Source organism: Moorena sp. SIO3B2 (genome assembly GCF_010692525.1).
In the GTDB taxonomy this organism is placed as follows: Bacteria; Cyanobacteriota; Cyanobacteriia; order Cyanobacteriales; family Coleofasciculaceae; genus Moorena; species Moorena producens.
Genome location: NZ_JAAHHE010000321.1, coordinates 1 through 6,851, shown reverse-complemented (window position 1 = coordinate 6,851; position 6,851 = coordinate 1). Strand labels below are relative to the sequence as shown.

The window sequence follows — 6,851 nt, the reverse complement described above, 5'->3', positions numbered from 1 at the left end:
AAGGACAACTCATTTCCCCAAGATTCTCATTTGGAGTCTGGCGATGTTCGGAACCAATGCTGTTCTTACCCCTTATATGGCACTGCGCTATAATACACCAATTCCTCCAGTAAAGGAGGAAACGAACAAGGGAATATTAGCTCGTGTATTTGGTTGGACAGGAATGATAGTGGGGATCATTGCCTTAGTTTGGGGGGTTATGGGACGACCAGAGTTTGGAGATTTGGTCGAGAGAATGAACTATTTTGGGGAGCAATTGATGACGAACCGACTTACATTAGCTTTCTGTGTAGATTTATTACTTTTTTCCCTTTTTCAGGCTTTACTTTTGGGGGCAGTTAACACCAGGATTGGCTGGTTTCGATTTATTCCTTTCTGGGGACTTGCGCTATGGCTCATTCTATGAGTTGCTTGGAGGTTTGCTCAGCACGAGCGAACGCAATTTGCTGGCCAAAATCACTTTTATTCTCAAATCATAACTATATGGTTTTGGCATAATCTGGTGTTCAATATCAAAAAGTTTACCTTAACGCTTACATAACTGTGCTGCGGAGCATTTTCAGTCAGTAAAGGTTAATCAGGATTTAATAATGTTAGAACTATATTTAGACAGTGCCGATGTTGAACAAATAGCACGTTTTCACTCTTGCTTACCCATTAAAGGAATAACAACCAACCCCAGTATTCTGGCTCAAGCCAATATAGGTGTTAATCAATTACTTAAAGAAGTAAATTCTATACTAGGGAATGAGGCACGTTTCCACATTCAAGTTATCAGTCAATCTGTAGATGAAATAATCTTGGAAGCTGATAAAATAACAGCTTTACCCTATGATATTGTGGTTAAAATTCCCGCCACGGAAATAGGTCTGGTGGCAATAAAACAGTTACATCGGAAGCAGATACCTCTATTAGCTACGGCAATTTATACAGTTCAACAAGGTTTTTTAGCTGCACTAGCAGGTGCCGATTATTTAGCTCCTTATGTAAATCGAATTGATGTTTTGGGGGGAAATGGTGTCACAGTTGTGGAGCAACTTCAACAACTTGTCCAACAACAAAACCTAAGTTGTTGTTTATTACCGGCTAGTTTTAAAAATTCGCGTCAAGTTTTAGAGGTATTACAAGCAGGGGTTGGTGCGATTACTTTGCCTGTAGGTTTAATGGGACAAATGGTTTTACATCCGGCTACACCTTTGGCAGTTGAACAATTTAATACTGATTGGCAACAAGTCTTTGGTGATAAATTAGCTTTTGAAACTTAATGTGACCTGAGTTTTGGATAAGAAAACAGGCAGATAGAGAGAGAATACATAAACATACATATAGAGTTTATTGCAGTTATGAGGTACAGTCTTCTTGGACGTTAATTCCCTGTTAGGTGCGCTTGACCCATTAAGAATTAAATTCGCCACGGGTCGCACCTCTTGATCCAGCGCATCGCTATTCCCTATGCCCTCTTATCTCTTCCCTGTTCTCTTTTTCCTTGAGCGACTTGTCAAACTGCTGATACATTATTTCATTGACAATCCACAACTCCTAACCGTAATCCAATACGCTGGTATTTGGTAGAATCATAGAAAGTTCCCCGGTGCATTACTTGTGAGTTATCCCAAAAAATAATATCTCCTGGCTCCCAAACATGGGAATATACAGGGGTGCGTTTTAAAACAGTCTGAAACAAATCTTGCCAGTATTGTTTGGCTTCTTCTCGTTTATCTTCCATACCCAGAGGAATTGCTGTGTTCCAAGAACCCAAATATAATCCTTTTTGACCCGTAACTTTGTGAGTTGAAACAATGGGATGGACTTTTTTAGGAACATCATCCCAGTCAAGATTTTGACGATCAAACATGGGTGGCATTTGATACATTGATATTCCTTCTAATTCCTTTTGATAACTAGGATCAAGATTGTTATAAGCTTCTACTAAGTCTAAATATTCTGTGGTGTGAGGTTGTCCATTTTCTCCCTCTTCAGGAACTTTTATAGTGTAGAGCATGACAACATACAGTGCATTCATATCTAATTCTTCTCTTCTGGGTACTCCATCTTTATCTTGATGCCACACCCGGGCTCCATAAATCTTTTCAGGAGGTTCTTGATCAAATCCTTTAGGATTACCTAAAATAGCTGTATATTGGCTCTGGATATCTGGAGGGAGATCGGGGTCTAAAGAAAAAGAATTACCTCCAAACATCAAATTTCCAAAAGTTTTTATGGCAAATTCTTCTAACTCCGATGCAGTAAGCTGTTGATTTTTGACAACAATCACACCATGTTCCCATAGAGATTGTTTTAATTCATGTCTTTGTGAATCGGTCAGATGCAGTAAGTTACATCCTGGAAGGACTTCCATTCCTAGTCTAGATTTATATTGTGTTTGTTTTAATGGATTTTTGATAATCATAAAATTTACTGTTTCTAGAGACTAGAATAATTATAATCGAATTTAACCTCAGGCTTATAGTTAAAAACCCAATCTTGATATTCTTCGCTACTCATCTGTGACTGTTCCTGGATTTGCTGATTAGCAGTCTCTCTATCGGTTGTGTAGTAACGCATTTCACCCAAAGCGCTACGGGTTTGCATCAGTTGGGTACGGGGTATACGACGGTGTTCATAAGTAGCCAGAGCTTCTTCAATGCTCGATGCTTGGGAACAGCAAAATGCTAGTTCATAGGCGTCTTCAAACGTACTATTGGCTCCCTGTGCCATAGCAGGAGCCATTGGGTGAGCCGCATCACCCAACAACGTAACTCTGCCTTGACTCCAATATTTTAGCGGTAAGCGGTCGCAAATTGGTCCGGCCAAAATGCGCTCTGCTGGTGTTGCTTCCACAAGCGATCGCAATGATTCTCCCCAGTCCGCTAATTGATCGAGAACCCGAGATTTGACCTCAGCCGCATCTTGGGAAACAATACAATCTGGTAATAACTTACGATATAGCCAGGAAATATGCCCATCACCGACATTTAGGAGGTACATAAATTCTTGATTACCTTTCACAAATCCGAGTTCACCGGGATTAAGTAATTCTTGGTTACATTTGATAACAGTACGCCAAGACATACTTCCTAAATAGCGGGGTTTACCGTCTCCAATTAAAGCTTCTCTAATGGCAGAATTTATACCATCGCCTCCAATTAGCAAATCTGCACTAACCTTTTCCCCGTTATCAAAATATATTGACACGTGACGGTCGTATTGTTCAAAACCGATGCAGCGATGGTTAAGATGAATACTATCAGATGGTAACTTAGATGCCATAATTTGCTGCAAACGCCACCACCAAACAGTTATCAATGGCTGACCATATTTATCATCAAATCTGCTTGCTGGGTTAGTGCGAAGTGTTTCACCTTGAGTATTCTTTAAAACGCTTTTCCTAACCTCACAACCTGACTTTTTGATAGTTTCTACTATCCCCGGTTCAATAGCATCAAGGAAATTTAAACCATTTGGTAACAACCCCAAACCACCACCAACGGGCCGAAAATCTTGAGCTTTTTCGTAAACTTGGACATCATACCCCCATTTCCGGAGTGCTATAGCAACAGCCAAACCTCCAAGTCCAGCACCAATAATCGCCACTTTTTCCATAAATGGTTTGGATGACTTCCCCATTTGAGTTTTTTCTTGTGCGCTTGCCTGTAGTTTCATACTTAATTTAACGGCATAGGAACAGTTGAATTTACCGACTCACGCTCGTGTAATTTCTCGAACCAATTTCCTAAGTTAGGATACCGCGAACCCCAATCTTTATCCAAGCGAAGGCTGTAGTAACCCAAGGAACATAACGCTGCTACATCTGCTGCTGTCCATGTGTCATTGCCTAATAAGTATTGAGATTGGGCTAATTGTTGATCAAAAATTGGTAAAAGGCGATTAATTGACGTTTCTAATTTGGTTCGATAATCAGTTACCTCTAAATTATTAGTCAAATTTAAAAGCCATAAATTGATGATATTATCACCTAAATAATCAGCGATTTCTTCCCATTTACGACATTCAAGCTTTGCCTGATAATTACTTGGATAAAAACTAGGTTGTGGATAGGTTTCGTCTAAATACTCTGCAATTAATGTAGAATCCCAAATAACTGTACCATCTTGTTCTACAAACACAGGGACTTTACCAATGGGAGAAATTTTAATAAATTCAGACGGTTTATTCTTAAGATTAACTTCTTTGAGTTCGCAATCTAATTTTTTTTCAGCTAACAATATGCGAATTTTACGAGAAAAGTTTGATTGCTGGTGATAATACAATATTCTATTCATCAAATATCTCCACAAAAGCCACGAAAATTTTTACTTTACATCATTGAGCCCAAATTGTTAAGCTTGGCTATAACAGGAGTGTCCAGCAGCCAAGATGAAAGAGCTAAATAATATTATAGCAGCATTTGCCAAAATTCAACACAACAATGAACAAGTATTTCTTGCTACTGTTGTCAATGCTCAAGGCTCTACCTATCGCCAACCTGGTGCGCGAATGCTGATCACATCAAGTGGTAAAATGGTAGGAACCATTAGCGGTGGTTGTTTGGAAAATGATGTATTTGAGCATACTCGCGTTTCGATGCCAGACGGAAAACCCATAGTCATCACTTATGATACCACTGCTGATGAGGACATTATCTGGGGATTTGGGCTGGGTTGTAACGGTGTGGTAAACGTCTTTATTGAGCTTCTAAATCAAGATAATCCCCTTAACCCCTTAGCTTTTATTCATCAATGTTTCTATAACCAGCAGCAAGGTATTATTGCCACTGTTATTGCTGTGGAAGGTAGGGTAAATGTTAAGGTTGGGGCGCGTTTAATCCTGCAATCAAATAATACTGTAAATACTGATATTAAAGACGAGTATTTGACTGCTGCTTTGCTCAAAGATGCTCAAGCTGCTCTGGAAAATCAACATTCAAGTTTCCATCAATACCAATTAGCAGTCGGTAAAGTAGATATTTTTATCGAGTTGATTAAACCCCCGCCACATCTAATAATTTTTGGTGCAGGTCGTGATAGTGTACCTGTAGCAGAGTTTGCTAAAGCCTTAGGGTGGCGAGTCACTATAGTTGATTGTCGAGGGAGTGAGGTAACTCAAGAGCGTTTTATCATGGCTGATCAGGTGATTCTCACCCGCAGGGAAATTCTAGACAAGCAAATCTGTATTGATGATAACACCATTGCTGTGGTCATGACTCATAACTACCTCGATGATTTAGAAATTTTGAAAGTGCTAATCCCTGCTGCTATCAGCTATCTGGGTTGTTTGGGTTCAAAGCAACGCACTGCCAGGTTACTGCAAGATTTACGTGCAGCAGGAGTAGAATGTACACCCATACAGCTACAAAAGTTACACACTCCTGTTGGCATTGATATTGGTGCAGATACACCAGAAGCGATCGCATTATCCATCATTGCTGAAATTCAAGCTGTGTTAGCAAACCGTGGTGGTGGCTTTTTAAAACACCGCATGGAACCAATTCATAAACGAAATCAAGTCAATAAAATCCCAATTAAAAACTATAAAGGTTGTTGAATTTAACTTTTTAATATTTGAATTATGAAATGAAAATAACCAATTCAAAGCTAAAAATAACTGAATCAAATATTGCTATTATTATCTTAGCAGCAGGTGCATCAACCCGCATGGGTAGACCTAAACAACTCTTACCCTATCAGGGATGCAGCTTGCTTCGCCATACCATAGAGACTGCAATGGCTTCAGTCTGCAAGCCTGTCGTAGTAGTTTTAGGAGCAAATGCCCAACAGATATATTCTGAAGTTAACCAACCTTCTGTAACGGTAGTTGAAAACCTAGATTGGAATTTGGGAATGGGTTCCTCAATTCGTAGGGGAATTCTATCCCTTGCCACTTGTTCTGAAACCATAGACGCAGCAGTTATTACTGTTTGTGACCAGCCGTTTCTTTCTCCTGAAATTATTAATTATTTAGTGGCAGCCTATCATGATACGGGAAAACCCATCGTTGCTTGCCAATATGCAGATACATTAGGTGTACCTGTTTTGTTTAAACATATATTTTTCTCTGAACTAGCAACCTTAGATGAGACCGTGGGTGCCAAAAAATTAATCAATAAATACTACAACGAAGTATGTAGTATTCCTTTTCCATTAGGTGTAATTGATATTGATACACCAAGAGATTACCAGAAGTTAGAGAAAAACCAAGAGGGGCAAGAGCTCCGGAGTTTTATTTGACAAAAAAACAAGACCTCCTAGGTTTACATCTCAAATACAAACCCTATAGTAGAGTGCGTTATTAACGCACCTTACTGGTATAGTTATGGCGTAAGTCCTGTTAGTGACAAGCCCCATCCCCTTGTGGATGGGGCTGTTGACTGTTCAATATAAAAAGAGTATAAAACTCATAGCTAAAGGCAAAAATGGAGCAAATAAACTCAGAAATTGACGCAATTCGCCAGAGCATTGCCGCACTACGTGCTGAACGTGATACCCTAACCCGCCAGGAAATTATCTTAGAAGACCAGTCTCCAGAAGCGATCGCTCAAGCCTACCGTCGTCAAGCCAGTGAAAACGCCCAACGCTCGGTAGAGATACTAGGAATCGATAATGCGATCGCAGCCTTAGAAGCCCAGTTGGAACAAAAACAGCAGCAGTTACAGCCAGCACTTACCATCAGTCAACCCCTAACCCTGGAAGACCAAATAGAACAAGCCACACAACAAGCTTATGACCACGCTGAACGGATTAATGAACTGGCAGCGGAACTAGCAGAAGAACTCAAAGCCCTAAAAGCGATCGCTCATGACCTGAGTCCCATTTATTGGAAGTTGTATCATCGACCCTTTGTTACTGGATTCA

At 39.9% G+C, this 6,851-nt stretch carries 7 protein-coding genes and 1 pseudogene; 5 read left to right on the top strand and 3 right to left on the bottom strand.

Annotated features, from left to right (window positions below; translation table 11 throughout):
- Both F6K38_RS32460 and F6K38_RS32455 read left to right on the top strand, forming a co-directional pair.
- A pseudogene (locus F6K38_RS32460) lies at positions 1-406 on the top strand (nuclear transport factor 2 family protein); the annotation flags it as partial.
- Between the two features lie 184 nt (positions 407-590).
- Entirely contained in the window at positions 591-1,265 is a 675-nt protein-coding gene (locus F6K38_RS32455) for a transaldolase family protein (protein ID WP_008184830.1), read from the top strand.
- A gap of 254 nt (positions 1,266-1,519) precedes the next feature.
- Here F6K38_RS32455 and F6K38_RS32450 read toward each other — a convergent pair whose 3' ends face one another.
- From F6K38_RS32450 to F6K38_RS32440, 3 genes are read right to left on the bottom strand one after another with little or no spacing between them, the layout of a single operon-like run.
- Positions 1,520-2,410 carry a TauD/TfdA dioxygenase family protein gene (locus F6K38_RS32450; RefSeq protein ID WP_008184828.1) on the bottom strand — a complete coding sequence of 297 codons (891 nt, stop codon included), beginning with the start codon at positions 2,408-2,410 and terminating at the stop codon, positions 1,520-1,522.
- Between the two features lie 14 nt (positions 2,411-2,424).
- Positions 2,425-3,627, bottom strand: coding sequence for an FAD-dependent oxidoreductase (locus tag F6K38_RS32445; protein WP_287251466.1), 1,203 nt, complete (start codon positions 3,625-3,627; stop codon positions 2,425-2,427).
- A 38-nt stretch (positions 3,628-3,665) separates the two neighbouring features.
- A complete protein-coding gene (locus F6K38_RS32440; protein ID WP_008184825.1) occupies positions 3,666-4,283 on the bottom strand; it encodes a glutathione S-transferase family protein in 618 nt (205 codons plus the stop codon).
- Between the two features lie 94 nt (positions 4,284-4,377).
- Between F6K38_RS32440 and F6K38_RS32435 the strand changes: the two genes are divergently transcribed.
- The 3 genes from F6K38_RS32435 to F6K38_RS32425 all read left to right on the top strand — a co-directional run.
- Entirely contained in the window at positions 4,378-5,544 is a 1,167-nt protein-coding gene (locus F6K38_RS32435) for an XdhC family protein (protein WP_008184823.1), read from the top strand.
- Positions 5,545-5,573: 29 nt separating this feature from the next.
- Complete coding sequence (locus tag F6K38_RS32430; protein ID WP_008184821.1) at positions 5,574-6,227, top strand: nucleotidyltransferase family protein; 654 nt, start codon at positions 5,574-5,576, stop codon at positions 6,225-6,227.
- A gap of 185 nt (positions 6,228-6,412) precedes the next feature.
- Positions 6,413-6,851: hypothetical protein (locus F6K38_RS32425; protein ID WP_287359205.1), on the top strand; the 439-nt coding region annotated here is incomplete at its 3' end.

What these genes read in the sequence shown, in the direction of transcription:
- F6K38_RS32455 (WP_008184830.1), top strand. Translation starts at nt 591, where the DNA reads ATGTTAGAACTATATTTAGACAGTGCCGATGTTGAACAAATAGCACGT.
- F6K38_RS32450 (WP_008184828.1), bottom strand. Translation starts at nt 2,410, where the DNA reads ATGATTATCAAAAATCCATTAAAACAAACACAATATAAATCTAGACTA.
- F6K38_RS32445 (WP_287251466.1), bottom strand. Translation starts at nt 3,627, where the DNA reads ATGGGGAAGTCATCCAAACCATTTATGGAAAAAGTGGCGATTATTGGT.
- F6K38_RS32440 (WP_008184825.1), bottom strand. Translation starts at nt 4,283, where the DNA reads ATGAATAGAATATTGTATTATCACCAGCAATCAAACTTTTCTCGTAAA.
- F6K38_RS32435 (WP_008184823.1), top strand. Translation starts at nt 4,378, where the DNA reads ATGAAAGAGCTAAATAATATTATAGCAGCATTTGCCAAAATTCAACAC.
- F6K38_RS32430 (WP_008184821.1), top strand. Translation starts at nt 5,574, where the DNA reads ATGAAAATAACCAATTCAAAGCTAAAAATAACTGAATCAAATATTGCT.